This window comes from Nocardioides sp. J54 (assembly GCF_000519005.1).
Taxonomy (GTDB): domain Bacteria; phylum Actinomycetota; class Actinomycetes; order Propionibacteriales; family Nocardioidaceae; genus Nocardioides.
This window is the reverse complement of record NZ_JAER01000002.1, coordinates 1-24571: the sequence shown is the minus strand read 5'-3', so window position 1 is coordinate 24571 and position 24571 is coordinate 1. Positions and strand designations below refer to the sequence as shown.

General features: G+C 72.0%; 24 protein-coding genes and 1 tRNA gene. 9 read left to right on the top strand and 16 right to left on the bottom strand.

Going from position 1 to position 24571, the window contains the following annotated elements; genetic code table 11:
* The first annotated feature begins 7 nt into the window (after positions 1 to 7).
* Positions 8 to 1159, top strand: a complete 1152-nt coding sequence (locus NOCJ54_RS0101420) for an acyl-CoA dehydrogenase family protein (protein WP_028654024.1) — start codon at positions 8 to 10, stop codon at positions 1157 to 1159.
* Positions 1160 to 1251: 92 nt separating this feature from the next.
* On the opposite strand, the gene NOCJ54_RS0101415 is transcribed toward NOCJ54_RS0101420, so the two are convergent.
* Positions 1252 to 1779 carry a YbhB/YbcL family Raf kinase inhibitor-like protein gene (locus NOCJ54_RS0101415; RefSeq protein WP_028654023.1) on the bottom strand — a complete coding sequence of 176 codons (528 nt, stop codon included), beginning with the start codon at positions 1777 to 1779 and terminating at the stop codon, positions 1252 to 1254.
* A 70-nt stretch (positions 1780 to 1849) separates the two neighbouring features.
* On the opposite strand from NOCJ54_RS0101415, the gene cobA reads away from it, so the two are divergent.
* Both cobA and NOCJ54_RS0101405 read left to right on the top strand, forming a co-directional pair.
* The gene (gene cobA / locus NOCJ54_RS23330) at positions 1850 to 3106 is read left to right on the top strand and encodes a uroporphyrinogen-III C-methyltransferase (protein WP_036516484.1); all 1257 of its coding nucleotides are present in this window, start codon (positions 1850 to 1852) and stop codon (positions 3104 to 3106) included.
* Positions 3099 to 3902, top strand: a complete 804-nt coding sequence (locus NOCJ54_RS0101405) for a TrmH family RNA methyltransferase (RefSeq protein WP_028654022.1) — start codon at positions 3099 to 3101, stop codon at positions 3900 to 3902. Before cobA ends, NOCJ54_RS0101405 begins: the two co-directional genes overlap by 8 nt.
* Before the next feature lie 127 nt (positions 3903 to 4029).
* Here the strand turns inward: NOCJ54_RS0101405 and NOCJ54_RS0101400 are convergent, their stop codons facing one another.
* Genes NOCJ54_RS0101400 through NOCJ54_RS0101375 form a run of 6 tightly spaced genes read right to left on the bottom strand, consistent with a single transcriptional unit; the run spans position 4030 to position 9479 of the window.
* Positions 4030 to 5679, bottom strand: a complete 1650-nt coding sequence (locus tag NOCJ54_RS0101400; RefSeq protein WP_028654021.1) for a bifunctional 3-(3-hydroxy-phenyl)propionate/3-hydroxycinnamic acid hydroxylase — start codon at positions 5677 to 5679, stop codon at positions 4030 to 4032.
* A 1-nt stretch (position 5680) separates the two neighbouring features.
* Positions 5681 to 6406: an HpcH/HpaI aldolase family protein gene (locus NOCJ54_RS23325; protein ID WP_051485365.1), complete on the bottom strand. Its 726-nt coding sequence runs from the start codon at positions 6404 to 6406 to the stop codon at positions 5681 to 5683.
* Positions 6403 to 6840 carry a nuclear transport factor 2 family protein gene (locus NOCJ54_RS29755; RefSeq protein ID WP_051485364.1) on the bottom strand — a complete coding sequence of 146 codons (438 nt, stop codon included), beginning with the start codon at positions 6838 to 6840 and terminating at the stop codon, positions 6403 to 6405. Before NOCJ54_RS29755 ends, NOCJ54_RS23325 begins: the two co-directional genes overlap by 4 nt.
* Positions 6837 to 7643, bottom strand: coding sequence for a 2-keto-4-pentenoate hydratase (locus NOCJ54_RS29750; RefSeq protein WP_028654020.1), 807 nt, complete (start codon positions 7641 to 7643; stop codon positions 6837 to 6839). Before NOCJ54_RS29750 ends, NOCJ54_RS29755 begins: the two co-directional genes overlap by 4 nt.
* A gap of 1 nt (position 7644) precedes the next feature.
* The gene (locus tag NOCJ54_RS0101380; RefSeq protein ID WP_051485363.1) at positions 7645 to 8541 is read right to left on the bottom strand and encodes an alpha/beta fold hydrolase; all 897 of its coding nucleotides are present in this window, start codon (positions 8539 to 8541) and stop codon (positions 7645 to 7647) included.
* The gene (locus NOCJ54_RS0101375) at positions 8538 to 9479 is read right to left on the bottom strand and encodes a 3-carboxyethylcatechol 2,3-dioxygenase (protein ID WP_028654018.1); all 942 of its coding nucleotides are present in this window, start codon (positions 9477 to 9479) and stop codon (positions 8538 to 8540) included. The genes NOCJ54_RS0101380 and NOCJ54_RS0101375 overlap by 4 nt, the downstream gene beginning before the upstream one ends.
* 100 nt (positions 9480 to 9579) lie before the next feature.
* Here NOCJ54_RS0101375 and NOCJ54_RS0101370 point away from each other — a divergent pair, with 100 nt between their 5' ends.
* On the top strand, positions 9580 to 10263 hold the full coding sequence (locus NOCJ54_RS0101370) for a TetR/AcrR family transcriptional regulator (RefSeq protein ID WP_028654017.1): 684 nt from the start codon (positions 9580 to 9582) through the stop codon (positions 10261 to 10263).
* Here NOCJ54_RS0101370 and NOCJ54_RS0101365 read toward each other — a convergent pair whose 3' ends face one another.
* The 5 genes from NOCJ54_RS0101365 to NOCJ54_RS29280 all read right to left on the bottom strand — a co-directional run bounded on the left by NOCJ54_RS0101365 (position 10264) and on the right by NOCJ54_RS29280 (position 15957).
* A complete protein-coding gene (locus tag NOCJ54_RS0101365) occupies positions 10264 to 10992 on the bottom strand; it encodes an SDR family oxidoreductase (RefSeq protein ID WP_028654016.1) in 729 nt (242 codons plus the stop codon). It abuts the gene before it with no gap.
* A gap of 115 nt (positions 10993 to 11107) precedes the next feature.
* Entirely contained in the window at positions 11108 to 12505 is a 1398-nt protein-coding gene (locus tag NOCJ54_RS0101360) for an MFS transporter (RefSeq protein ID WP_084254863.1), read from the bottom strand.
* A gap of 313 nt (positions 12506 to 12818) precedes the next feature.
* Positions 12819 to 13736: an alpha/beta hydrolase gene (locus tag NOCJ54_RS0101350; RefSeq protein WP_028654014.1), complete on the bottom strand. Its 918-nt coding sequence runs from the start codon at positions 13734 to 13736 to the stop codon at positions 12819 to 12821.
* 27 nt (positions 13737 to 13763) lie between these two features.
* On the bottom strand, positions 13764 to 14384 hold the full coding sequence (gene def, locus NOCJ54_RS0101345; protein ID WP_084254862.1) for a peptide deformylase: 621 nt from the start codon (positions 14382 to 14384) through the stop codon (positions 13764 to 13766).
* 64 nt (positions 14385 to 14448) lie between these two features.
* On the bottom strand, positions 14449 to 15957 hold the full coding sequence (locus tag NOCJ54_RS29280; protein WP_028654012.1) for a hypothetical protein: 1509 nt from the start codon (positions 15955 to 15957) through the stop codon (positions 14449 to 14451).
* 142 nt (positions 15958 to 16099) lie between these two features.
* On the opposite strand from NOCJ54_RS29280, the gene NOCJ54_RS0101335 reads away from it, so the two are divergent.
* The 3 genes from NOCJ54_RS0101335 (at position 16100) to NOCJ54_RS0101325 (ending at position 20368) form a co-directional block, all read left to right on the top strand.
* Positions 16100 to 17695, top strand: a complete 1596-nt coding sequence (locus NOCJ54_RS0101335) for a hypothetical protein (RefSeq protein WP_028654011.1) — start codon at positions 16100 to 16102, stop codon at positions 17693 to 17695.
* A 94-nt stretch (positions 17696 to 17789) separates the two neighbouring features.
* On the top strand, positions 17790 to 19154 hold the full coding sequence (locus tag NOCJ54_RS0101330) for an acyl-CoA dehydrogenase family protein (RefSeq protein WP_051485362.1): 1365 nt from the start codon (positions 17790 to 17792) through the stop codon (positions 19152 to 19154).
* Positions 19154 to 20368 carry an acyl-CoA dehydrogenase family protein gene (locus NOCJ54_RS0101325; RefSeq protein ID WP_028654009.1) on the top strand — a complete coding sequence of 405 codons (1215 nt, stop codon included), beginning with the start codon at positions 19154 to 19156 and terminating at the stop codon, positions 20366 to 20368. The genes NOCJ54_RS0101330 and NOCJ54_RS0101325 overlap by 1 nt, the downstream gene beginning before the upstream one ends.
* On the opposite strand, the gene NOCJ54_RS23310 is transcribed toward NOCJ54_RS0101325, so the two are convergent.
* The gene (locus NOCJ54_RS23310) at positions 20361 to 21359 is read right to left on the bottom strand and encodes a galactokinase (protein ID WP_051485361.1); all 999 of its coding nucleotides are present in this window, start codon (positions 21357 to 21359) and stop codon (positions 20361 to 20363) included. The two genes, NOCJ54_RS0101325 and NOCJ54_RS23310, sit on opposite strands and share 8 nt — an antisense overlap.
* A 38-nt stretch (positions 21360 to 21397) precedes the next feature.
* Between NOCJ54_RS23310 and NOCJ54_RS0101315 the strand changes: the two genes are divergently transcribed.
* Positions 21398 to 21946: a nucleosidase gene (locus NOCJ54_RS0101315; RefSeq protein WP_028654008.1), complete on the top strand. Its 549-nt coding sequence runs from the start codon at positions 21398 to 21400 to the stop codon at positions 21944 to 21946.
* A 15-nt stretch (positions 21947 to 21961) separates the two neighbouring features.
* Here the strand turns inward: NOCJ54_RS0101315 and NOCJ54_RS0101310 are convergent, their stop codons facing one another.
* Positions 21962 to 22555 (bottom strand): LysR substrate-binding domain-containing protein, encoded by a 594-nt coding sequence (locus NOCJ54_RS0101310; protein WP_036516481.1) that lies wholly within the window; start codon positions 22553 to 22555, stop codon positions 21962 to 21964.
* Between the two features lie 74 nt (positions 22556 to 22629).
* Positions 22630 to 22905 carry a Fe-S cluster assembly protein HesB gene (locus NOCJ54_RS0101305; RefSeq protein WP_028654006.1) on the bottom strand — a complete coding sequence of 92 codons (276 nt, stop codon included), beginning with the start codon at positions 22903 to 22905 and terminating at the stop codon, positions 22630 to 22632.
* 226 nt (positions 22906 to 23131) lie between these two features.
* Here NOCJ54_RS0101305 and NOCJ54_RS0101300 point away from each other — a divergent pair.
* Positions 23132 to 23217 (top strand) — tRNA-Leu (locus tag NOCJ54_RS0101300).
* 379 nt (positions 23218 to 23596) lie between these two features.
* On the opposite strand, the gene NOCJ54_RS27915 is transcribed toward NOCJ54_RS0101300, so the two are convergent.
* Complete coding sequence (locus NOCJ54_RS27915) at positions 23597 to 24568, bottom strand: DUF222 domain-containing protein (protein WP_442937271.1); 972 nt, start codon at positions 24566 to 24568, stop codon at positions 23597 to 23599.
* Positions 24569 to 24571: the final 3 nt, after the last annotated feature.

The window sequence follows — 24571 nt, the reverse complement described above, 5'->3', positions numbered from 1 at the left end:
GAGCACCATGCGCCGCACCGTCTTCACCGAGGAGCACGAGGACTTCCGGAAGACCATCCGGAGCTTCCTGGAAGCCGAGGTCGTCCCGCACTACCAGGAGTGGTACGACGCCGGCATCGTCCCGCGCGAGCTCTACACCAAGCTCGGCGAGCTCGGCGTGTTCGGCATCGAGGTGCCCGAGGAGTACGGCGGCGCCGGGCTGCACACGTTCAAGTTCTCCGCGATCCTCACCGAGGAGGCCACCCGCCTGGGCGTCCACCTCGGCACGATCGGCGTGCACCTCGAGCTCTGCCTGCCGTACCTGCTCAAGTTCGCCTCCGACGAGCAGATGAAGCGCTGGATGCCCGGCTTCACCTCCGGCGAGGAGATGTGGGCCATCGCGATGACCGAGCCGGGCACCGGCTCCGACCTCGCCGGCATGCGCACCACCGCGAAGCGCGACGGCGACTCCTACGTGCTCAACGGCGCCAAGACGTTCATCACCGGCGGTGTCCTCGCCGACCGCGTGATCGTCTGCGCCCGGACCTCGCCGCCGCTGGAGGAGAACCGCCGCTTCGGCATCTCCTTGTTCGCCGTCGACACGAAGTCGCCGGGCTGGCAGGTCGGCCGCAAACTCGACAAGATCGGCCTGCGCGTCTCCGACACCGCCGAGCTGTCGTTCACCGACGTCCGGGTGCCGGCCTCCGACCTGCTGGGGGAGGAGAACGAGGGCTTCTCCTACCTGGGCCAGAACCTGCCGCAGGAGCGCCTCGGCATCGCCTACCACGCCTACGCGCAGGCCCAGGCCGCGATCCACTTCACCAAGGCCTACGTCCAGGACCGGAAGGTCTTCGGCACGACCGTGGCGTCCTTCCAGAACACCAAGTTCGAGCTGGCCGCGTGCCAGGCCGAGGTCGACGCGGCGCAGGCCGTGGTGGACCGCGCGCTGGAGGCGCACGACGCCGGCGAGCTGACCGCCGTCGACGCGGCGTCGGCGAAGCTGTTCTGCACCGAGGTCGCCGGTCGCGTCATCGACCGCTGCCTGCAGCTGCACGGCGGCTACGGCTACATGAACGAGTACCCGATCGCCCGCCTGTACGCCGACACCCGGGTCACCCGGATCTACGGCGGCACGTCGGAGGTCATGAAGACGATCATCGCCAAGAGCATGGGGCTCTGACGCCACGCCCAGCCTGCGGTTCGTCGGGGAGGTCGCTGCACGCGGCCTCCCCGACGCCGTTTCTCGGGGCCTTCTCGGGGCCTTCTCGGGGCTCAGTGCTGGTAGGTGCCGTGGATGATCGCGCGACCCAGTGACTTGAACGCCAGGTTGAAGGACACCACTGCGGGCGAGGCGTCGGAGTCGACGCCGAGCGTCTCCTCCTTCACCGCGTGCACGACGAAGAAGTAGCGGTGCACCTGGTCGCCCTGCGGCGGGGCGGCGCCCATGAACGCCTTCGCGCCGCCGTCGTTGCGGCACATGAACGCGTTGCCCGGCAGCGTCGCTCCCTCGGCACCGGCGCCGGCCTCCAGCGAGGTCACGTCGGCGGGCAGGTCGACCAGCACCCAGTGCCAGAAGCCGCTGGGGGTCGGGGCGTCCGGGTCGAAGCAGGTCACGACGAACGACTTCGTCCCCTCGGGGACGTCCGACCACGACAGCTGCGGCGAGGTGTTGCCGTGGGCCGCGACCTGGTCGTCCTTCAACGGTTGGCCGTCGGTGACGTCCGCGCTGGTCAGGGTGAACGACGGGACGGCGGGCAGGAGCGGGTACGGGTCCGGGGTGACCGGGCGATCGAGACTCATGTCACCGAAGTTAGTCCGCAGGCTGGTCCCGTGTCAGTGACGGCCCGCCGGATGCCGGGAGAATGTGCGGGTGACTGACTTCCCGCCGTACCCCTCCGGCCTGCGCCTCGCCGGGCGCCGCGTGCTGGTCGTCGGCGGCGGACACGTCGCGCAGCGCCGCGTCCCGCAGCTGATCGCGGTCGGCGCCGACGTGCACGTCGTGTCGCCGGTCGTGACCCCCGCCATCGAGGGCCTGGTCGGCTCCGGCGAGATCACCTGGCACCAGCGCCCCTTCGAGGACGCCGACGTGGACGGCGCCTGGTACGTCATCGCCGTCACCGACGACCGCGCGGTCAACAACCGCATCTCCGAGCTGTGCGAGGCGCAGCGGACCTTCTGCGTCCGCTCCGACGACGCCACCCTCGGCACCGCGTGGACCCCGGCGGTCGGGCGCGAGGCCGGCATCACGGTGGCCGTCGTGGGCAACCGCGACCCGCGCCGGTCCGCCTCGGTGCGCGACGAGATCGTCGCTGCCCTGCGCGCGGGGACCATCGCCGCGCCCCACCACCGCGCCACCGCGCCGGAGCGGTCCCCGGGCGTCACGCTGGTGGGTGGCGGCCCGGGCGACCCCGAGCTGATCTCGGTCGCCGGCCACAAGGCGCTGATGAACGCCGACGTGGTCGTTGCGGACCGGCTCGCCCCCCGCGAGCTGCTCGGCGACCTGCCGGCGGACGTCGAGCTCGTCGACGTCGCCAAGCTGCCCCGGGGCCGCTCGGCCATGCAGGAGGAGATCAATCGGATCATCGTCGACCGGGCTCTCGCCGGGAAGCGGGTGGTCCGGTTCAAGGGTGGCGACAACTTCGTCTTCGGCCGTGGCTACGAGGAGGTCATCGCGTGCCGCGAGGCCGGTGTGCCGGTCCGGGTGATCCCCGGCCTGACCTCGCCGGTGTCCGTGCCGGGCATCGCCGGCATCCCGGTCACCCACCGCGGGGTGACCCACGAGTTCACGGTCGTGTCCGGCCACCTGCCGCCGGGCCACCCCGAGTCGCTCGTCGACTACGACGCGCTGGCCCGGATGCGCGGCACGGTCGTGGTGATGATGGGCGTCGAGAACGCACCGCACATCGCCTCGGCCCTGCTCGCCGGCGGGCGCCCCGGCACGACCCCGGTCGCGGTGGTCTGCGACGGCACGATGCCGACCCAGCGCACCGTGCTCGCCACGCTCGAGACGCTCGCCGAGCGGCTGGTGGCCGAGGCCGTGAAGCCGCCGGCGATCATCGTCATCGGCGACGTGGTCGCCGTCGCCCACCCCGACTCCTTCCCGACGGCTGCGCCCGGGCATGGCTGACCTGGTCGAGATCACGTCGGCCGACGACCCGCGCCTGGCCGACTACCGCGACCTGCGTGACGTCGAGCTGCGCAAGAACCTCGAGGCCGAGCACGGGCTCTTCCTCGCCGAGGGGGAGAAGGTCGTGCGCCGCGCCGTCGAGGCGGGGTACGACGCGCGCTCGTTCCTCATGGCCCCACGCTGGCTGGACGGCCTGGCCGACGTCCTGGACCGCTCCGACGCGCCCTGCTACCTCATCTCCGAGGCGCTGGCCGAGGAGGTCACCGGCTTCCACGTGCACCGTGGCGCGCTGGCCTCGCTGCACCGCCGGCCGCTCCCCGAGGTCGACGAGGTGCTCGCCGGTGCCCGCTCGGTGCTCGTGCTGGAGGACATCGTCGACCACACGAATGTCGGGGCGATCCTGCGCAGCGGTGCGGCCCTGGGCTTCGACGCCGTGCTGCTGGCCCCGCGCTGCGCCGACCCGCTCTACCGTCGCGCGATCAAGGTGGCGATGGGGGCGGTGTTCAGCATGCCGTGGACCCGGCTGCCCGACTGGTACGACGCCCTGCCGGACCTCAGCGCCCGCGGGTTCACGACCGTGGCGCTCACGCTCGCACCCGACGCGCGGCCGATCCACGAGGCAGTCGCCGGGCTCGACAAGGTCGCCCTCGTCCTCGGCTCGGAGGGCCACGGCCTGTCCGCGCGCTGGGAGCAGAGCGCCGACCGGCGCGCGATCATCCCCATGGCAGCAGGCATCGACTCGCTCAACGTCGCCGCCGCGACGGCCGTCGCCTGCTACGTCACCGCCCGCCGCTGACCAGCGACAGCCAGGCCAGGTCCACCTCCCCGGCAGTTCCGCAGCCGGGGAGGTGGCGCTGAGGGGCGCAGCGCCCGGGGCGACGGGGACGTCCGGCCCGGGCGCTGCACCGCGGGTGGGGTCCTCCTCAGCGGCTCGCGACCGGCTCGGCCTGGTAGGCCACGGCGTCGAGCAGGCGCTCGGCGGTGTCGACGGCCTGGACCGCGAGGCTCTCCGCGGCGACGACCCGGTCGGGGCGGACGAACAGCACCGAGACCGGCTTGTCGTCGAACCACTTCTTCAGGCGGCCCTGGGCGTCGCCGATGGTCAGCACGCCCTCGGAGGCACGCTCGGCCGCCCACGGGCGCTGCACCTCGGGCACCGCCTGGACGAACACCGTACCGAGGCGCTCCAGGTCCGCGACGGCCTCCTTGGACAGCAGGCGCTTCGGGTCGTTGTTCCACGCGAGCACGGCCCAGCGCAGGCCGAGCACGTCGTCGAGGAGCCGGACCGCGCCGGTCTCGTCGCTCACGCGCGGCTGGATGAACAGGGTGCCGACGGACCGGTTCGGGCCGTGCGCCTTGAGCACCGACTTCGTGACGATCGGGTCGGCCGCGACGACCGCGCCGCGGGTGTACTTCGGCATCGGCTTGAACCGCATCGAGGCGATGTAGCGCTTGACGGCGGGGACCTTGTCGACCACGACACCGGCGGCGAGGCGGATGAGCTCCTTGCCGCGACCGTCGCCCGCGAAGGCCTTGCCCATGCCGACCGAGAGGTCGACCATGCCCTTGACGTGGTCACGGCGCTCGAGCTCGTAGGTGTCGAGGAGCTCGTCGGCCGCGGCGCCCTTCAGGACGGTCGCGAGCTTCCAGCCCAGGTTGACGGCGTCCCGGATGCAGGAGTTCCAGCCCTGACCGGCGTTGACCGGCATCACGTGGGCCGCGTCGCCGGCGAGGAACACCCGTCCCTTGCGCCAGGTGGACGCGATCCGCGCGTTGTGGGTGTAGACGCGTCGCCGGATGATGTTGAGCCGCTCCGGGTTCGGGATGTGCTCGTCGAGCAGGCGCCGCACGAACGTGTCCGACTCGGCGAGCTCGACCGACTCGTCGTCGTTCAGCATGAACTCCCAGCGGCGGATGCCGTGGGGGAGGCCGAAGGTCGCCCAGGCGCGGACCGGGTCGGCGCCGAAGATCGCGTTGGGCGTGCCCAGCGGGTCGTCCTCGACGTCGACGACCAGCACGCGCTTGCGCAGGGTGATGCCCTCGAACTCCGCGCCGATCCACTCCCGCGTGAAGGAGCGGCCGCCCTCGGTGCCGACGAGGTAGTCCGCGGTGACCTCGACGGTCGCGCCGGTGTCGACGACGCGCAGCGTGGCGCGGACGCCCGACTCGTCCTGGGTGATCGCCACGAGCTCGTGGCCGAGGCGCACGCCGACGTGGTCGAAGCGCTCGAGCCCCTCGAGCAGCACGCGGTCGACCAGCGGCTGGATGAACCCGTTGCGGCGCGACCAGCCGAACTCGTCGGTCTGCGGCGCCATCTCGGCGATGATCGTGCCGCGGCCGTTGACGGCGCGCACCATGTGGTGCGGCACCGTGTGGGGGAGCACCTCGTCGACGAGCTCGATGGCCTGCATCGAGCGCAGTGCCTCGTCGTCGATGCCGATGGCGCGGGGGTAGTCGATCAGCTCGTGCAGCCGCTCGACGACCAGGGCACGCACGCCGTACTGGCCGAGGATGTTCGCGAGGGTCAGGCCGGTCGGACCCGCGCCGACCACGAGGACCTGGACGTCGTTCATGTCAGTTGAAGCCTTCCAAGAGGGACCTGGTCGCCTGGGCCATCAGGCCGAGGTCGGATCCGAGGCCGACGAAATCGATGAACCCCGCCTCGGCGAGGCCGCGGGCGTAGGAGCCGGAGACGGAGAAGATGCCGCGCGAGAGGCCGTTCTCGCCGGCGGTGGCGAGGACGGCGTCGATCGCCTCGCGGACCGGGCCGTCCTCCCAGTCGAGGCGAGGCGCCTCGCCCATGGTGAGCGCGAGGTCGGCCGGGCCGACGTACACGCCGTCGAGCCCCTCGACCGCGAGGATCTCCTCACGGCGCTCGACGCCGAGCTGGGACTCGATCTGGACGATCGCCCACACCCGCCAGTTGGCGTCCCCGGTGGGGTCGGCGTCGTCGTACAGGCCGGGGCGCCGCGGCCCGAGGCTGCGAGCGCCCACGGGTGCGAACTTGGTGGCGGCCACGACGGCCGCCGCCTCCTCCGCGCTCTCGACGCAGGGCGCGATGATGCCGCCTGCGCCGGCGTCCAGCACGGTGCCGATGACCCCGGGCTCGAGGCTGGGCACCCGGACCAGCGTGCGCTCGACGCAGCCCGGCACCGAGCGCAGGATGGTCGAGGTGGAGCCGAGGTCGAGCTCGCCGTGCTGGAGGTCCAGCACGACGCCGTCGAACCCCGCGTGCAGCGCCGTCTCCACGACCTGCTGCGAGCGGGTGCCCACGTGCAGGTACGCCGGGACGCGGCTCACTTGGGCGCCCCGATCACCGGGCGCGGCGCGTCGGGGTTGGTGAACACCGGCACCACCTCGCGTGCGGCGAGGCGCAGCTCGCCGTCCACGACGGCGAAGGTGTCGTGGTACTCACCGACGCTGGCCGGGACGGCCGGGTTGGCGCCGGTGTCGCGGTAGGCGACGTAGTAGGAGGTCGCCCTGAGCACGCCGTCCTCGACGAAGACCCGCAGGTTGCTGAGCACGTGGCGCACCTGGCTGGTGTTCGACAGCCGGGCCCGGCCCCACGTGCGCAGCGCCTCGCGGCCGTTCATGGTGCCCATCGGTCCGGTCGAGGTGTAGTCCTCGGTCACCAGCTCGTGGAGGCGGTCGGCCTGCCCGTGGTCGTTGCGGAAGCCGTACTCGTGGACGAGCTGCTGGACGGCGAGCGCCTGCTCGGGGGTGGGGGTGCTCACCGGACACCTCCGAACCGGGCCTCGACGCGGCCCAGGCCGCTGATGTCGGCCGTGTAGAGCGGGCCGTCGTCGAAGTCCATGATCAGGCCGATCGAGCCGGGCAGCAGGATCTCGCCCGCCTGCAGCGGGAGGTCCTGCTCGATGGCGGTCTGCGCGAGCCAGGAGACCGCGTTGAGCGGGGAGCCCATCACGTTGGAGCCGATGCCGGAGGTGATCTCGACACCGTCCCGGCACAGGGACAGCTCGACCTCGGCGAGGTCCACGGCGCCGTACTCCTGCCGCTCGCCGATGATGATGCCGGCGCAGTAGGCGTTGTCGGCGATGGTGTCGACGATCGTGCCGCGGTAGTGCGGCATGTGGCCGTCGACCAGCTCGAAGGCCGGCGCGATCCACTCGATCGCCGCCTCCACCGACGCGAGGTCGGAGCTGGTGAGCTCCTTGCCGAGCGCGATGCAGACCTCGGCCTCGATCTTCGGCTGGATGTACCTCGACCGGTCCAGCACGACGCCCGACTCGAAGACCATGTCGGCGAAGATCGTGCCGTAGTCGGGCTCGTGGACCCCGACGGCCGCCTGCACGCGGGGGTTGGTCAGGCCGACCTTGCGGCCGACGCGGACCCGGCCCTGCTCGATCTTGCGCGCCACGATGCGGCGCTGGATCTCGTACGCCGCGTCGATGTCGTCGGGGTCGATGTGGTCGTGCACGAAGTCGGTCTTCGTGTTGGCGAGGGTCGCCTCCCAGAGGAGGTCGGTGACCTCGTCGAGGCTGCGGTCCTCGCGCAGCGAGGTGGGGGAGATGGTCATGTCAGGCCTCCAGGCTCTCGAGGAAGTCGAGGACCGCGGTGTTGAACACGTCGGGGCGCTCCCACTGCGGCCAGTGCGCGGCGCCCTCGGCCAGCACGAAGCGGCCGCGGGGCAGCAGCTCGGCGAGGTGCGCACCGACCTCAGGGCTCCCCGAGGGCTCGTTGTCGGTCCAGACCAGCAGCGTCGGCAGCGGCTGGCGGGCGTAGTCGCTGTCGTCCACCGCGTTGCGCTCACGGACCTCCGGGGTCCGCAGCGCGGCGATCGCCTTCGCGGACGCCACGAAGCCCGGCTGGGCGTAGATCGCCTGCCGGACGGCGACGAGCTCGTCGCTGATCGCCGCCTCGTCGTGGATGACGACGCCCAGGCGGCGCTTGACGTTCTCCCAGGTCGGCTGGGCGACGGCGTCGGCGGACACGCTCTGCGTGCCGTTGAGCTTCGCGGGCGGGATCATCCGGCCGCCGGGGGCGGAGAGGATCACCGAGCCGAACACCTCGGGGTGCTCCGGCACGACCTTCAGCGCGATCCAGCCGCCGAGGGACTCCCCGCACAGGTGCGGCTTCTCGAGGCCGTAGTGGTCCACGAGGGCCAGCAGGTGGTCGGCGTAGTCCTTGATTTCGAGGCTGCCCTCGGCGAGCGTCGAGTAGCCGTGGCCGGGGTAGTCGTAGGCCAGCACCCGGTAGTGCTCGGAGAGCGCGCGGATGTTGTGCGTGAACGCCTCCAGGTGCCCCGTGGTCCCGGCGAGCATGAGGATCGTGCCGCGCCCGGCGTTCTCCTCGCCGACCCGCAGCACGCGGGTGCGGGTGCCCGCGATCTCGGGGAACTCCAGCACGTGCGCCCGGTCGGCGATCTGCGACCAGAGCGTCTCGTGCTGGGTGGCGAACGGTCGGTCGAGGGTCATCGACTGGTCCTCGCCGTCACGATGCCGAAGCCGCAGCCCCACGGCTTGGAGGCCCAGTAGTTCTCCTCGACGGTCTCGTACTCGCCGGCGGCGGACAGCGCGGCGTAGGCGGCGAGCCAGGTGCGCATCTCCTGCGCGCCCGAGCCACCCTGCGCGACCATCCAGTCGTTGCGCCACGCGTCGGCCTGGCTCAGGTCCCCGGAGGCCAGCACGCCGAGGATCTCGCGGTCCCAGGCGGAGTTGACGTCCTTGTACTTGTCCGAGCCGGAAGCCTTCTCGTTGGCGGCCTTGAGGATCATCTCCTCGCGCGCCTGGCGCTGCTCCAGGGTGACCTTGTTGCTCGTCAGGCGCTCGCGGACCTCCTCGGGCGCGCTGTCGAAGTCCGGGATCGGCGGGTCGTGCGACAGCCCGCCGGAGGCGGTGAAGAGCACGCGCTTGTCCAGCTTGAGCGCGGCCTTGCCGATCGCCTCGCCGAGCAGGCGGATGCGCTGCATCGGGCCCAGCGGCTTGCCGACGCAGTTGACGAAGACCGGGATGAACTCGCGGCTGAACCGCTCGCCGAAGATGAACTCCAGCGACTGGAGCAGCCCGTGGTCGGCGTACAGGCGCTCGGAGCGCGCGACGTCCACGGTGCCCTGCTCGAGCACGTCGTAGTGGAGGCGGCGGGCGAGGTCGGCGTCGACGGGCAGCGGGCCCTCGTAGGTGCCCCAGTCGCCGATGCCGAAGGCCTGGGCGCCGATGCAGAAGGGCGGCATCATCTCGTAGAGCACGCCGTTGAAGTGGTCCGGCCCGAAGGAGACCACGACCTCGGGGTCGAAGTCCTCGACGAACGCCCTGGTCCGGGCAACCGCCTCGAGGATCTCCTCGTAGATGGTGCCGCCGGGGTCGACGCGGCCGAGCACAGGCGCGTGGCTGAGGGCTGCTACGGCAAAGGTCATGTCTGTTCCGTCCTCACTAGTACCGCGATTCTAGAATGAGAATACTAGTGGCGTGGCCCACGTGCAACGGACGCCCACGGCGAGCCGTAGGCTGCACCCCATGGCTCGACGAACGCCCAGCTCCTCGGCACGGAGCAAGTCCGGGAATTCCAAGGCGCAGATCCTCCAGGCGGCCCTGCGGCTGGCGGTCGAGCGCGGCTACGACGGCACCACGATGGCCGACGTCAGCGCGGAGTCCGGCCTGCCGATCGGCTCGGTCTACTGGCACTACGCGAACAAGGAACAGCTCTTCGTCGCCCTCCTCGAGCACAGCTACGAGAAGTGGATGGAGGTCTACGCCGGTCCGGTCGGCCTGCGCGACAAGGTGGAGCGCGGCATCATCGGCCCGGTCGGCGAGGAGCGAGAGTACACGCTGGAGGAGTCCTTCCTGCGCGTCGCGCAGATGATGGCCCTCGACAAGCGACTGGGCGGCCTCGGCGAGGGCAGCGAGGTGCGCAAGCGCTACGTGGAGATCCGTGCGCGGATGTTCGACGTCAACGTCGAACGGGTGGCGGAGTCCCTCCCGCCCGAGGTGCTCGAGGCGTTCCCGGACCTCGCGACCCGGCTCGCCGTCCTCTCGCTCGCCATCAACGACGGCTTCTACGTGCACGCCAACACCGACGTGCACGTGGACCTCGACTTCAAGATGTACGCCGACCTCGCCGCGCAGGCCCTCGAGGGCCTGGTCGAGCGGTACGCCCAGGCCGCGCGGGAGCAGCGCGGCGAGCCGGCGGCCCGCGCCTGATCAGACGCTGCGGGTCGTGCCCCCGTCGACACGCAGGCTCTGGCCGGTGATGTAGGACGCGGCGGGGGAGGCCAGGAAGGCGACGGCCCGGGCCACCTCCTCGCAGGCAGCCGCGCGCTGCATCGGGATGGCGGCGGTCCACTCCGACGGCACGGCTGCCGGGTCGTCGACGGTGTAGCCGGGCAGCACGTTGTTGACCCGGACCCCGTCCGCGGCGACCTCGGTCGAGAAGAGCTTCACCCAGGTGCCGAGGGCGGCCCGGGCGACCATGGAGGTCGGGAAGCGGGGCGACGGCTCGGTCGGCACCGCGCTGGAGATGTTCACGATCGAGCCCCCGCCCTGGGCGCGCATGATCGGCAGCGCGGCGTGGCAGGCCCGCACGACGTGGTGGAAGTAGATGTCGAACCCCGCGGCGAAGTCGGCGCCGGTCAGCTCGGTCATCGCACCCTTCGGGCCGTGGCCCGCGCTGTTGACCACGACGTCGAGGCGGCCCCACTGCTCGTGGACCTGCGTGACCGCGGCCTCGACCACCCCGTCCGCGGTGTAGTCGCCCCTGATGGCGATGCCGTCCACCTCGGCCGCGAGGGCGTCCGCCGCCTCGCTGCGCGCCAGCACGGCGACCCGGTGGCCGGTCCGGGCGAGCTCGCGGGCCGACGCGGCGCCGATTCCGCTGCTGCCCGCTACGACGAGCGCGGTCCGCTGGGCGCTCTTCTGGTCAGTCGTCTCCATGGTTCTTCCTCACTCCTCGTCTCTCGTCCAGCACAGGCCGGGCCCCGCCCGACCAACACAGCACGGGTGCGGCCGTCCCGGAGGACGTCCGCACCCGTGCCAGGGGTTCTTGCGGTCAGACCAGCGCCGTGGGCTTCTCGGGCTCCTCGGCGCGCCGTGCCCCGCCCGCCATGGTGGCCCCGGCCTCCTCGTCGGCCAGGTCCTGCCCGTCGCGCAGGCCGCGCATCGCGACCAGCATGACGGCCGAGAGCACCATCGGGATGGCGAAGAGCCAGTAGACCAGGCGCTCGTCGACGTTGCGCTGGAAGAAGAAGCCGCCCAGCGACGGTCCGACGACACCACCGATGCGGCCGACGCCGATGACGATGCCGTAGCCGGTCGAGCGGATCTTCTCGGGGTAGAGCCGGGGCACCACGGCGTAGAACCCGGCGGTGCCCGCTGAGAGGAACACCGAGGCGACCGACAGGGTCAGCACCGGCAGGGTCTGGGCGGTGGCAGCCATGCCGTACAGGCCCATGCCCAGCGCGGAGACCAGCAGGACGCCGGCCGTGATCAGGTACAGGTTCGCGGCTCGCGCCGTCACGACGGCGAACACGGCGACGCCGATCAGCCCGCCGACGCTGTACATCGTCATCAGGTGCGGCGCGATCGAGTGGTCGCCGGTGACGTCGGCCAGGTACTTCGCCGACCAGTGGGTCGTGAAGTAGAACGCGGCCATGAACAGGAAGTAGGACACGATCGCCATCAGCGTGCGCACGAGCATGCTGCCGCGGAACACCTCCGAGACCGGGACCTTGGGCTTGGCCAGGCTGCTGGTGTCGGGCAGGGCGTCGACGGCCGGCATCCTCATCGAGGTGAGCAGCTTGTTGAAGCGCTTCAGTGCGCCCGGCTTGCGGCTGCCCGCGACGAAGGAGAGGGACTCGGGGATCGCCCACAGCGTCAGCGGGATGCAGGCGCCGGTGGCGAAGAGGCCGATGAGGAAGCCGGCGCGCCAGCCGTGCTCGGCGATGACCGGGCCGGCGAGCTGCGAGCCGAACAGGGTGCCCAGGGGCACGCCGGCGGCGTACAGGCCCATCACGAGCGCGTAGAACTTGCGGTTGACGTACTCGGAGAAGATCACCGCGATCGCCGCGAGCAGTGTGCCGACGCCGGCGCCGGTGATCACGCGACCCACGATGAGGACCTCGAAGACGTCCGCGGAGGCGGACACCGCCATGCCGGCGGTCGCCAGCACCGAGCCGAGGATGGCGCTGAAGCGGCGCCCGTACTTGTCGCCGAGCGGCGCGATCAGGCCGGCGCCGATGCACATGCCCACCAGGGCTCCGGAGCCGACGTAGCCCAGCTCCTGCGGGGTGAGCCGGAGGCCCTGCGCGATGTACGGCGAGGCGAACGACGCCAGCGCGATGTCGTAGCCGTCCAGCACGATCAGCAGGAGGCCGACGATCACCGCGCGCCACTGCATGCCGGACATCCGTCCGGTCTTCACCGCCTCGAAGACGTTCGTCGTAGACATGGGGGAATGCCTTGTCAGTCAGGAGACCAGCCGGGACGGCTGGCTCGGTGGTGCTCTAGAGCAGCGCTTCTAGAATGGGGATTCGGGATGAATGTAAGGCCGGCCACACCGGACGTCAACGACCGCCACCCTCCGTCTCGCCCCACGGGACGGTGGGCAGCGTGCAGCGGCTGCGGGCAGGCGCCGTTGCCCCCGCTGAGAGTTTCTCCCGGCGCCGCGGGGCGTCGGTGCGCGCCGTGCGCCCGTGAGACCGGCCCGCAGGCCTTCCTGCGACGGGGTGGGTGGGTCCCGGCCGGCCCTCGCCGGTCCGGTCTCAGTGCCGGTTCAGGATCTCGCCGAAGCGCTCGACCGTCTCGTCGATCGCCCGCTGGCAGGCCGCCGACCACGGGCCCATGTCGAAGAAGCCGTGGATCAGGCCGGGGTAGGTCGTGTGGTGCACCTCGACCCCGGCAGCTGCCAGGGCGTCCGCGTAGGCCACGCCCTCGTCGCGGAGCGGGTCGAGCTCCGCGGTGACCACGACCGCCGGGGGCTGGCCGGCGAGCTCGCCGTGCAGCGGGGAGATCCTCGGCGAGGCGAGGTCGGTGGCCTCGTCGGCGTAGTGCGAGATGAAGTAGAGCAGGGTCGGCTGGTCGAGGAAGTAGCCGGTCGCGTTCTCCTCGCGCGAGGCGTACTCACCGAGCACGTCGGTCGCCGGGTAGACGAGCAGCTGCGCCGCGATCCCGGGCACGTGCTGGGCCGCCACGGCGGACAGGTTCCCGCCGGCGGAGTCGCCCGCGACGCCCAGGACGTCGCTGCCGCCGTACTCGCCGAGCCGGGCCTGCACGTCGCGCACCGCCGCGATGGCGTCGTCGGCCGCGGCAGGGAACTTCGCCTCCGGCGCCAGCCGGTAGTCCGCGGAGACGACCACGGACCGCGTGCCGTGGCAGATCGCGCGGGCCATCGCGTCGTGCGTGTCGAGGTCACCGATCACGAAGCCGCCGCCGTGCAGCAGCACGACCGTCGGCACCGGGCCGTCAGCGGCCGGTCGGTAGACGCGGGCAGCCAGCGGGCCGTCCGCGCCGGCGACGCTGGCCTCCTCGACCGAGGCGACGTCGGCCAGGCTCTCCGGCGGCCGCAGGTCGACGGCGAGCTTGCGGAACGACGCGCGGGCGTCGACCGGGCTCAGCACGTGCAGCGGGGTGCCCGCCTCGATCATCTGCAGGAGCGGGGCGAGCTGCGCGTCGACGGGCATGTCCGGCAACGTAGCGCAGCGAGGGGCTCAGGTGGGCCACTCCGGCGGGTACTCGTCCGCCGCCGCGTCGTGCTGCTTGCGCAGCTTCTTCATCGCGCGCGCCGCGAGCCGGTCGCCGAAGACGGTGCCGAGCGTGTGGTCGGTCTCGTGCTGCAGGCACTTGGCGAGCAGTCCGTCCCCCTCGAAGCGCACCGGCTGGCCGTCGAGCCCGACACCCTCCACGACGGCGTGGTCGGGCCGCGCGCAGTCGACGAACGCGCCCGGGAACGACAGGCACCCCTCGGGGCTGTCGTCGAGCTGGCGGTCCTTGCCCTCGGGCAGGTGCACCACGGGGTTGCAGACCACGCCGACCCAGCGCTCGCCGGCGGCGTCGGGGCAGTCGAAGACGAACATCGCCACGTCCTCGCCGATCTGGCAGGCGGCCAGGCCGACGCCCTCGGCGGCGTACATCGTCGCCACCATGTCCGCGGCCAGCGCCCGCAGGTCGTCGTCGAACGAGGTGACCTTCTGCTGGGGCCGGTGCATGACCGGCGTCCCCCAGCGCGTCATCGGGCGGACGTTGCCGCCGCGGGGGAGCGGACCGTACGGCGCGTGCACGACCTCGTCGGGCTCGCCGGTGTCCGTCACGTCGTTCCTTCCCCACGCCATGCATCGATCCTAGGAGGCGCCCGACCGCTGCCGGCCGGAGGGGGTCAGGGGCTCGCAAGCGCGGTCAGGGACGGGCGAACGGGACCGCAGCGCGCTCGCCCACCTGCTCCGGCACCACCCTGACGACCGGGTCGGACAGGGCGGCCGGGCCGGCGGTGTCGGCCACGGTCGCACCGACCACCGGGCGCTTGATGGGCACCACGCTGTGCGTCGGCGGGATGGGCGTGGTGTCCACGACCGGCGTCACCGGCGCCGGTGCCGGCGACGGCTTCGGGGGCGGCGGCGTCACGCGCACCGTCCGCGGGCGCGACACGTTGCCCACGTTGCCCTTCGCGGAGGCGACCTTGACCCGCACGACCCACTTCCCGACGCTGCGGGCGCGCACGCCGACGACGTAGCCACCGGACCGCCCGGTCGTGGCGCGGCCGACCGCCCGCCAGGTGCCGTTCACCCGTCGCTGGAGGGTGACCCCCACACCGCGGTCGCGCGGCAGGACGTGGCCGCTGACCACGATCCGCTGGCCCCTCCTGATCCTGGTGTCGGCCACCCGGGACCGGACCCGTCGCTGGACGGTGACGAGGAGGATCTTCGACGAGCTGTTCTCGAACGTGGGACTGGTGGGCACGGTGCGCACCTGGTACCTCGTCTGCCGCGACGGCTTGATCCGGAAGTGCGCGTAGGTGGTCGCGGTGTAGCTCGCCGTCCCGATCCGGCGGAAGGACGCCTTGTTCCAGCCCCGCGCGTGGAGGCGTGCCGTGCCGGCGATGTAGGCGTTGCCCACGACCCCGTCGGGCACGCCTGCACTGTCACCGAGCAGGTGGTGGTCCTGGCCGTGGACCAGCCGCAACCTGATGATGTCGCGCTCGAGCCGCTCGCTGTGGTGGGTCGGGGTCGCGGAGATGTAGGACCGCGACCGGGCGCCCTCGAAGTCCCACGACGACGTGCCGGCGGCCGACGACAGCCGCAAGTCGTCGATGTAGTAGTCCCGTCCGTCGCACCCGAACGCCACGCCGGCTTGGGCAGTCCCGACTGTGCCCTGGGTGAAGCCTGCGACGGTGTTGTAGCCGAGGAACTCGCCGTCCGACTCGCGAACCCATCCGAGCTGGACGGTCGCGAGGTTCTTGCTGGTCACCCAAGCGCCGCCGGGACCGGGGGCGGTGAGGCCGTGGTAACCGACGAATGCCTCGCCGCCCGACAGCGTGTAGCGCACGACGAAATAGCCGTCGGCCACCGTGTCGTTGTCCCCCGGGTCAGGGAAGTAGAGCCTGACGGTCGCGGTGTGGAGGGTCGATGGCGACGACACCCGACCCAAGGCGCCCGCCATGGTGTCCGCAGCCTCAAACCTGAAACCGGTCGCATGAGTCCCCCGCGCACCGCCGCGCCGGTAGAGCGCATACACCTCCGAGGCGCTCGGCGTCTCGCAACCCAGCTCGATGTATGTCAGCGATGAGGGGTAGTCGAAGCCGTTCACGACGGTGGTGCTGTTGGCGGCCCGCGCCGGCGGGGCGCCCGTGATCACGAGGAACGTCGCGACGAGCGGGACGACGGCACTGAGGACGAGCAGGCGCTTCATGGGGTCTCCGTGGGACGAACGAGACTGCGGCGCCCGAGATCCCTCCAGCGTAGGTTCGCCCGCCTGTCACGTCACCACGCAGAATGCCCGAATTTACGGTAATTCCGCGGACTTGACGGCCTGCCTCTGTCAGCCTGAACGAGTGGCTCTCCACCGCGAGCTCGCCGACCTGGTCGACAGGGCGGGCCGCGACGTCCTGATGGACGCCGTGGAGTTCCGCGCTGCGGTCGACGACTTCCTCGACGAGGGCGCGGCGACCGAGGGCGAGGTCAACCTGCTGGCCGACGCGATCCGGCTCGGCACCCTGCACCGGGCCCTGGCCCAGCTCCGCGAGGGAGCCGACGCTCCCCGGGTCATCGAGCAGCACGGCGCCCGGCTGGCCGAGCAGCGAGGGACCCGGGAGGCGGACGGGGCCCGCTGGGCCCTCGGGGTCCTGCTGTTCGCGCTCGGCAAGGTGGACGATCCGACGCCGGGCGCCCCCGCGCCACCACCGGGTCCGGCTCCGACACTCGCTCCACCAGCCGCGCCACCAGCCGCGCCACCAGCCGCGCCACCAGCGGCGCCGCCAGCCGCGCCGCCACCCGCACCGACGCGCGCTCCGCCGGCTGGGCCGCCGTCGCCCCGGACCGAGCACCACGGCACGGTCTCGGCAGGTCATGGACCGCCGTCCGGGCCGGCGCCGGTCGCGCGGCCCCACCCCGATCCTCCACGCCGCGCCCGGGGTCGCCTCGTCGCCATGGCCGCCGCTCTCGTCCTCCTCGTGGGCGGGGTGGCCGCGGGCTGGTGGTGGCAGCGCGACGACGAGCCCTCCTCCGAGCGCCCGACGCCCCGCGCCGAGGGTCCGGGCGCCGAGGCCGAGCTGTCGGCTGCGGAAGTCCTGGAGCCGGGGACGGTGCTGGCCACGGACCTGGTCCGCCCGCCCCGCCTCGAGCAGCCGGTCGCCCTGCCCGGCCGCCTCGGCGGGGTCGCGGTGCCGGCCCTCGGCGTGGTGCCCGCCGTGGGCACGGGCGAGGAGCGGTCGATCGCGCCCGACGGCCACCGGCTGGTGGCGTTCACGCTGGCTGACGGGCCGTGCCAGGCGCGGGGTTGCCGGGGCTGGGCCCGCCTGGGCCTGCGCCTCGTCGTTGGCGGGGGCGCGGCGCGGGCACTGCCGGCCGGTGGCCCGACCTTCGTGGCCGTCGCACCCGACGACGCGCCGGTCCAGCTCGTGTTCGCGGCGGACGGCGTTCGCCAGGCGGTGTCGCTGCCCGGCGGCAAGGTGGACAACCAGGTCGCGGTCCTCGTCCGCCCCCGTCTCGCCGTCGACATCGGCCTCACCGACGACCTCGCAGTCACGGCCGACCAGCCGCTGGCCGCCCAGGACCGGAGCCGTCGACTCACTGTCGGCGAGGCCCGGCTGTTCTTCTTCGCCGGCCGGAAGGGACCCCAGCGCACCGACCGCGCCTACCTCGCCGTCGACGTGAGCTACACCCGCAGCGGCGACCCGACGCCGTCGTACTTCGACGCGGGGCACCTCAGCCTGCGCGGTCCGGACGGCAAGCGGTTCCCGCGCCGGGACGTGAAGGCGCCCACGCTGCCCCGGGCGGCCGTGTTCCTCGTGCCCGCCGACTTCAGCCGCGGCACCCTCGTCGTCGGTGGCACCACGCGCGTCGCGACGCTGATCAACGGCGTGACGCCCTCGTCGGTCCTGCTGACCGTCGAGGAGCGGACGGTCCCGGTCCGCATCCCCGCCCGCTGACGCCCCGACGCCCGCCCTGAGTGCTGCGCGGATCACAACGAACTTTGTCACCCCATGTGTAGCGCAACGTGTAACTCACAGTTACATTTGGTCCATGTCCTTGATCAGCAACCTCAAGCCGGGCGGCAAGAACGGGGTCCCGAGCAGCGAGAGCCGCGACCCCATCGGCTACCTGGTCGCCGGCCTCAACCGCCTCGCCCAGACCGACCTCCTCGACCGGGTGCGCATGCGCAAGCCCGCCGAGCAGGCTGTCTTCTCGGTCACCCGCACCGGGTTCAAGACGATGACCAGCGCGAGCCGCACGTTCGCCAGGGCCGGGAAGAAGGGCCAGCCGGGCACCCGTCCGACGGCGGCCGCGAGCTCCGGCGTCTTCGACCTCACCCCGACCGAGGACGAGCAGATGCTCGTCGACGTCGTGACCGAGTTCGCCGAGGAGGTCGTGCGTCCCGCCGCGGCCGAGGCCGACAAGGCGTGCGCCGCGCCCGACACCCTGCTCAAGGCGAGCCTCGAGATCGGGCTGCCGATCCTGGGTCTGCCCGAGTCGCTCGGCGGTGTCTCGGAGGAGCGCTCCGCGATGGCTGGCACGCTCGTCGCCGAGGCGCTCGCCAAGGGCGACATGGGCCTCGCCGTCGCCACCCTCGCCCCGGGCTCGGTCGCGACCGCGATCGGCCTCTGGGGGACCGACGCGCAGCAGCAGACCTACCTGCCGGCCTCCACCGGCAACGAGGTGCCGGCCGCAGCCCTCGCCCTCAACGAGCCGAGCGTGCTCTTCGACGTGCTGTCCCCGTCGACCACCGCCACGAAGTCGGGCGACGGCTACGTGCTCAACGGCACCAAGAGCCTCGTCGCCCGCGGCGACCACGCGGAGCTGTTCGTCGTCGGCGCCCAGCTCGACGGCAAGCCGGTCCTCTTCCTCGTCGAGTCCTCGACCGAGGGCCTGTCCATCGAGGGCGACCCCGCGATGGGCGTGCGGGCCGCGTCGATGACCAAGCTGGTCCTCGAGGACGTCAAGGTCCCCGCCGACGCGGTGCTCGGCGAGACCGACGGCTCGACCTACACCGAGTGCGTGCGCCTCTCCCGCCTGGCGTGGTGCGCCCTGGCCGTCGGTACTGCGCAGGCCGTGCTCGACTACGTGACGCCGTACGTCAAGGAGCGCGAGGCCTTCGGTGAGCCGATCGCCCACCGCCAGTCCGTGGCGTTCATGGTCGCCAACATCGCGATCGAGCTGCAGGGCATGCGCCTGCTGACCTACCGCGCCGCGTCGCGCGCCGCCGCGGGCAAGGACTTCTCCCGCGAGGTCGCGCTGGCCCGCAAGGCGTGCGCCGACAAGGGCATGCAGATCGGCCTCGACGGCGTCCAGCTGCTCGGTGGCCACGGCTTCGTCAAGGAGCACCCGGTCGAGCGGTGGTACCGCGACCTGCGTGCCATCGGGATCATGGAAGGGACGGTGCTGGTCTGATGGCCATCAACCTGGAAGTTCCGAAGAAGCACCGGGCGCTGGTCGACCAGGCCCACCAGGTCGCGATGAACATGCTGCGACCGATCTCCCGCAAGTACGACATCGCCGAGCACGAGTACCCCAAGGAGCTCGACATGCTCGCGGCGATGATCGACGGGCTCTCCGAGTCCGGCGCGAGCGAGGGTGCCGGTGCGACGGGTGTCCGCCGCGACGGCAAGGACGACGACGCGTCGGTCAAGAACGGCGCCAACCTCGCGTCGGTCACCTCGGTCGCCGAGATGTGCTGGGGCGACACCGGCCTGCTGCTCTCCATGCCGCGCCAGGGTCTGGGCAACTCGGCCATCGCGTCGGTGGCCAACGACGAGCAGCTCGAGCGGTTCAAGGGCCGCTGGGCGTCGATGGCGATCACCGAGCCGCACTTCGGCTCCGACTCCGCCGCGATCTCCACCACCGCGGTGCTCGACGGCGACCACTACGTGATCAACGGCGAGAAGATCTTCGTCACCTCCGGCGAGCGCTCCGACTGCATCGTCGTGTGGGCCACGCTCGACAAGTCCCTCGGCCGGGCGGCGATCAAGTCGTTCGTCGTCGAGAAGGGCACGCCCGGCGTCAAGGTCGAGCGGCTCGAGGAGAAGCTCGGCATCCGCGCCTCCGACACCGCTGTCATCACCTTCACCGACGCCCGGGTCCCGAAGGAGAACCTCCTCGGCGACCCGGAGATCAACGTCGAGAAGGGCTTCGCCGGCGCGATGGCGACCTTCGACAACACCCGCCCGCTGGTGGCGGCCATGGCCGTCGGTTGCGCCCGTGCCTCGCTCGACCTCACCCGCGACCTGCTCAAGGAGGCCGGCATCGAGGTCGACTACGACAAGCCGGCGGTGCTGCAGCACGCCGCGGCGGCGAAGTTCCTCCAGCTCGAGTCAGACTGGGAGGCGGGCCGCCTGCTCACCCTCCAGGCCGCGTGGATGGCCGACAACCGCAAGCCGAACTCGCTCGAGGCCTCGATGGCCAAGGCGAAGGCGGGCCGCGTCGGATCCGACGTGACGCTGTCCTGCGTCGAGCTGTGCGCCTCGATCGGCTACAGCGAGGAGGAGCTGCTCGAGAAGTGGGCACGCGACTCCAAGATCCTCGACATCTTCGAGGGCACCCAGCAGATCCAGCAGCTGATCATCGCCCGTCGGATCCTCGGGCTCTCGAGCGCCGAGCTCAAGTGAGCCGGGCTCCCTCGGCCGGCACCACCTCGTGGTGGACCGGCCGGGGGAGGCCCGCCGCCTCGTAGGCCGCGTCGATGCCGTCCCGTACGGCGTCGACGCGGCCTTCGTGCGTCACCGACACCACGCAGCCGCCGAAGCCCCCGCCCGTCATCCGCGCCCCCAGCGCTCCGGCGGCGAGCGCAGCCTCGACGGTGAGGTCGAGCTCGCGGCAGGACACCTCGAAGTCCTCGCGCAACGAGACGTGCGAGGCAACCATCAGCTCACCGACGCGTCCCCAGGAGCCCGCCTCCATCGCAGCGGCGGCAGCGCGGACGCGGTCGTTCTCGGACTGCACGTGCCGCCACCGTCGCGGGTCGCCCGCCTCGCACTCGCGCCGGCGCTGGGCATAGCCGCCGTCGCCGTCGGCCAGCCGGTGCCGCACCCCGGTGTCGGTCACGAGGAGCACGACACCCGCCGCGCCGGGACGGCAGGGCACGGGGGTGACGCCCGGGCGCTCGGGGTCGGCGAAGTCCAGGAGGAGGGCGTGGTCCGGCCGTCCGAGCATGGAGGCGAGCTGGTCCATCCCGCCCGTGGGCGCCCCGACGTGCAGCGTCTCGGCCCGGCGCGCGACCTCGGCGAGGACCCGGCGCAGGTGCGCGACGAGATCGTGCCCGAGCAGCCCCGCGACCGCGGTGGCGACCGCGCACTCGAGCGCTGCCGAGCTGGACAGCCCGCCGCCCAGGGGCAGCGTGCTGGTGACCTCGATGTCGAGGCCGGGCACGGCCCAGCCGAGCGTGCGGAGCTCGGCGACCACGCCGTCGACGTACTGTCGCCAGGCGGAGCCCTCGGGAGCCCGGTCGCTGGTGACGTGCACCGCCTCGTCGTCGCGACGGGTGACCGTGGCGGTCGTCCCGAGCGGGATCGCGATCGGCAGGCACAGCCCGCCGTTGTAGTCGGTGTGCTCGCCGATCAGGTTCACCCGACCGGGGGCGGTGGCGCGCACGGTGGTCACCCGTCCATCCTCGCAAGCACGGCCGCTAGGTTGTCGCCGTGCCGCGCCACCTGATCGTCTCCGCGACCCGGGCCGAAGCCGCCCACGTGCCCGCCGGCCTCGACGTCCTCGTCACCGGGCTGGGCAAGACCGCCGCCGCGACCGCCCTCGCGCGTCGCCTCGCGACGATGGGCGACCTCGACGACGTCGAGGTGGTGAACATCGGCACCGCCGGCGCGCTGCACGACCACGTCGACGGGCTCTTCGAGGTCGGCACGGTCATCAACCACGACCTCAACGCCGACGCGATCCGGGCGCTCGGCTACGACCCACGTGAGCGGCTGGTGGTCGGGGAGTCGGCGACGGTCCTCGCCACCGGGGACGTCTTCGTCACCGACCCGCTCGTGCGCGCCCGCCTGGCCGAGCAGGCACAGCTGGTCGACATGGAAGGCTACGCGGTCGCGTACGTCGCCGCGGAGTTCGGCGTCCCGGTGCGGCTGGTCAAGCACGTGTCGGACAACGCCGACGAGAGCGCGCTGGAGTGGACCGCGATGGTCGACCGCAGTGCCCGGGTCCTCGGCGAGTGGGTGGCGAGCCACCTGGCCTGAGCCTGGGCCAGCGGGTCAGCGGCTGCTGCTGGCGCGGCGACCACGGACGACGCCGACGAAGTCCTGGTGCACCGGGCTGTCGGCGTCGCGCAGCCACAGCAGGGCGACGGTGGTCGGCGGCAGGTCGACGACCCGCTGCACGACGTCCTTGCGGTGGTGCAGCCGGGCGACGGACATCGGCACGATGACGATGCCGGTGCCGGACGCAGCCACCTCGATGGCGTCCTTCACGGTCATCGGCGGGAAGTCGAGCTGGTCAGCCGTCGGCCGCCATCCGGACGGGTGGGGGAGGACGAGCTGGTCGTCGACGAGGTCGTCGGGCGCGACGACGTCCTGCTCGTCGACTGCCGCGACGACGTGGTCGCGGCCGGCGACGACGACCGGCAGCTCGTCGTACAGGCGCACGCAGTGGAGCGGCGCGGGGGAGTCGAGGTCGACGGGGAGCCGGGCCAGGACCATGTCGGCGGTGCCGTCGTCGAGGACGGCGCGCTGGTCGGTCTGGTCGATCGGGAGCAGGTCGAGCCGGATCGCGGGGTTGCGCTCGCGCCACACCCGGGCCCACTTGTCCGGCATGACGCCGGAGACGAACGCGACCCGCAGCTGCTCCATGCCTGCCAGCCTCCCAGAAGGCCCAGACATGACGAAGCCCGGGCACCGAGGGTGCCCGGGCCTCGTCGATGACGTCAGGCCTGCGCGAGCAGGCCGAACTGGATGGCGCCCGTGTCGTCGACGCCGGCGTCCAGCACCATGGCATCGAGCTTCTCGGCCGCGTTGGAGTCCAGGTAGACGGTCGCCCCGTCCTGCTCCACGACCTGGTCGCCCGCCTCGGGCTGGTTGGTCGCGGTGACGGCGAAGCCGGCTTCGGCCTCGGAGATGCGGAGCCCGGCGGACTCGGCAGCCTCGGGTGCGTCGGTCATCTGCTTGACGATCGTGGCAGCGTTCTCAGTCAGGGTGAGCATTGATTGCCTTCTCGGTTCGAGGTCAGAGACCTTTCCCACCGTTGCAGGCGACCCCAGCCCGTTCAAGCCGCCCGGCGTGTCGCCGCGGTCGCCTGTTCGACCTCGCCGTCCCGGTGCTGGGGGCCGTGAGGCTGGTGTTTCCCTTGGTAGAGGACCCGCCGACGAGACGAAGGGTGGTCCCGATGCGGCATCCGAGCACACCCTTTGCTACGGTTTCTCCGCACTCGTCCGGGTGGCGGAATTGGCAGACGCGCTAGCTTGAGGTGCTAGTGCCCGTATTAGGGCGTGGGGGTTCAAGTCCCCCCTCGGACACAGGGATCATCCCCACCACTGAGAGATCAGGGTGGGGATGAGTTCGTTTTGGGCGGATGCGGACATGTGCAGCGCCCTGGAGCGTGTCTCCCGGTGGACCGGGCCACTGGTTTCGAGGCTCGGCGCTGGGGCGCCTCGCACCTCAACCAGCGGCGGATGGCTGGGCCGTGGGTGGTCGGGTCCGCGTGGCGGCAAGACTTGGGTTCGCCCCGCCTGACTCCCGGCGGTTGAGGTGCGAGGCCGCCCGCGGCCGAGCCTCGAAACCTCCGGGCCTGCGAGGCGGGCTCTGCGTGGTTGGGTCCGGGGGACCGGTGCCACTGGTTTCGAGGCTCGGCGCTGGGGCGCCTCGCACCTCAACCAGCGGCGGCGCGGCAGGAGATCAGGCAGCGTCGGTGGCGGGGTGGTAGGTGGCGCGGCGTTGGAGGGATTGGAGGGTGAGGCGTGGGGGTGGGGTCCACACGGGTCTTCTGGTGTCGGGGTCGATGGCGACGGTCCAGGGGCTGTGGTGGACCACGGTGTGGTGGTGGCGGCAGAGCATGACGAGGTTGTCGAGGCTGGTGGGGCCGCCGTCGGCCCAGTGCTGGATGTGGTGGGCATCGCACGCGAGGGGGAGGCGGGTGCAGCCGGGGAAGGCGCAGTGGTGGTCGCGGGCGATGAGCGCGACCCAGATCGCCGCGGTCACCAACCGTTGGGCGCGGCCGACGTCGAGGACCTGNCCCTGGCTGCCGAGGACGGTGGGGATCAGCTCGGCGTCACACGCGAGGCGGCGTACGGCGGTGGCGGACAGTCGGGCTCCGGTGGTGGTCTCACCCTCGACAGCGACCCCGGTGTCGATGACCTTCTGAACGAGTGACTTGTGGTCGATGGTGACGATGATCCGCGGCACGGCCCCGTGGTCACGGGGAAGGGTCTCGGTGGCGCGGAGCCGGTCNCAGGCATCGACCAGGGCGTCCCACAACCTCTTCCCGTGGTCGCGGGAATCCCGCCCGTCGTGCACGCAACCCGGCTCGGCACACGAGCGGTGGGTGGCCTCACCGGTCTCATCGAACATGGGCGCACCCGGGTCGGGGTTCTTGCCGCCGCAGTCACCGGGTTCGGTGGTGAGGGGTGCGGAGAGGGGGAGGAGGACGGTCTTGATGCGTTCGGAGTCCTCGATGGTGCCGTAGCCCTTGANCCGGACCCCGCCGCGTCCGTCNTCGNNGATGGACAGGTAGCGGCACAGGTGTGCTGCCTTCTCGTCGCGGACGCGTTGTTTCTCGGTGTTGATGATGGTGGCGTCGGGGTCGAGCTCACGAACGATCGAGCCGAAGGCGGTCTGCAGGGTGCTGGCGTCGTAGCCGTGCTCGACCACCAG